The sequence below is a fragment of the Streptomyces fuscigenes genome, from assembly GCF_021556455.1.
Lineage (GTDB): Bacteria > Actinomycetota > Actinomycetes > Streptomycetales > Streptomycetaceae > Streptomyces > Streptomyces fuscigenes.
Window position 1 is genome coordinate 1 of the sequence record NZ_JAKGCV010000762.1, and the last position, 1325, is coordinate 1325.

Here is a 1325-nt window from a genome sequence, read left to right on the forward strand (position 1 = left end):
CCCCGGCGGCGCGACGCCGGCCCGGGGCCTGCGCGCCGTGACGGCTTCCCACCGGCCGCCGGACCGCGGCCACCGCGCGGCCGCCGCGTGACGAGCGGCGCGTCACGACCACCGACGAGCACGGCGAAAGACCGGGGACCCGGTGACATCGAGAATCCGGGGACATCGAGAATGGGGACACCGGAGATGCAGCAGACACCGATCCGCGTGATGCTCGTGGACGACCAGGCGCTCCTGCGCACCGGCTTTCGCATGGTGCTCGCCGCCCAGCCGGACATGGAGGTCGTCGCGGAGGCGGGCGACGGCGCCGAGGCCCTGGAGGTCCTGCGGGCGACCTCCGTCGACGTCGTCCTCATGGACGTGCGCATGCCGCGCCTCGACGGCGTCGAGGCGACCCGGCGGATCTGCGCGGCGGGTGCGGACGCGCCGAAGGTGCTCATCCTGACCACGTTCGACCTGGACGAGTACGCGTTCTCCGGCCTCAAGGCCGGCGCGAGCGGGTTCATGCTCAAGGACGTGCCGCCCGGCGACCTGCTCAACGCGATCCGCGCCGTGCACAGCGGCGACGCGGTCGTGGCCCCGTCCACCACGCGCCGCCTGCTCGACCGGTTCTCGCCGATGCTGCCGAGCGGCACCGCGGAGCCCGAGCACAAGGAGGTCGGGCGGCTGACCGAACGCGAGCGGGAGGTGCTGCTGCTGGTCGCGCAGGGCCTGTCGAACGGGGAGATCGCGGGCCGGCTCTTCGTCTCCGAGGCGACCGTCAAGACGCACGTCGGCCGCATCCTCACGAAGCTCGGCCTGCGCGACCGGGTGCAGGTCGTCGTCCTGGCGTACGAGACGGGCCTGGTGCGCGCGGGCGGGGGCGCGGCCGGCTGACGCGGCCTGCCGGCGCGGCGGACGGGCGCCGGCAGGAGCGGGACGGCCCGGTCCGGCCGGGCCGTCCGCCGCGCCCGCCGGGAGCGCCTAGCCGAGCGCGGCACCCCGCGCCGGGACGTACTTGTATCCGGCGCGGCGGACCGTGTGGATGGACGTGCGGTGCGCCGGGCCGAGCTTCCTGCGCAGCCGGGCGATGTGCACGTCGACGGTCCGGCCGTCGCCCGCGTAGTGGTAGCCCCAGATGAGTTCGAGCAGCCGCGCGCGCGAATGCACCAGGTGCGGGTGGGCGACGAAGTGCGCGAGCACCTCGAACTCCAGGTAGGTGAGGTCGAGCGGCTGCCCGTCGGCCCGGGCCGTGCGCCGTTCGAGGTCGACCTCGATCCCGTCGCCGCGTCCCCCGGCGGCGGGGGCGGAACCGTCCGGTCGCCCCTGCCGCTCCCGCGGCGAGG

General features: G+C 75.5%; 2 protein-coding genes. One reads left to right on the plus strand and one right to left on the minus strand.

Annotated elements, in window-relative coordinates; translation table 11 throughout:
• Positions 1-186: 186 nt before the first annotated feature.
• Positions 187-876: a response regulator gene (locus L1885_RS28400; RefSeq protein WP_235800008.1), complete on the plus strand. Its 690-nt coding sequence runs from the start codon at positions 187-189 to the stop codon at positions 874-876.
• Between the two features lie 87 nt (positions 877-963).
• Here the strand turns inward: L1885_RS28400 and L1885_RS28405 are convergent.
• The coding region (locus L1885_RS28405) for a winged helix-turn-helix domain-containing protein (RefSeq protein ID WP_235800009.1) at positions 964-1325 on the minus strand (362 nt) is incomplete at its 5' end.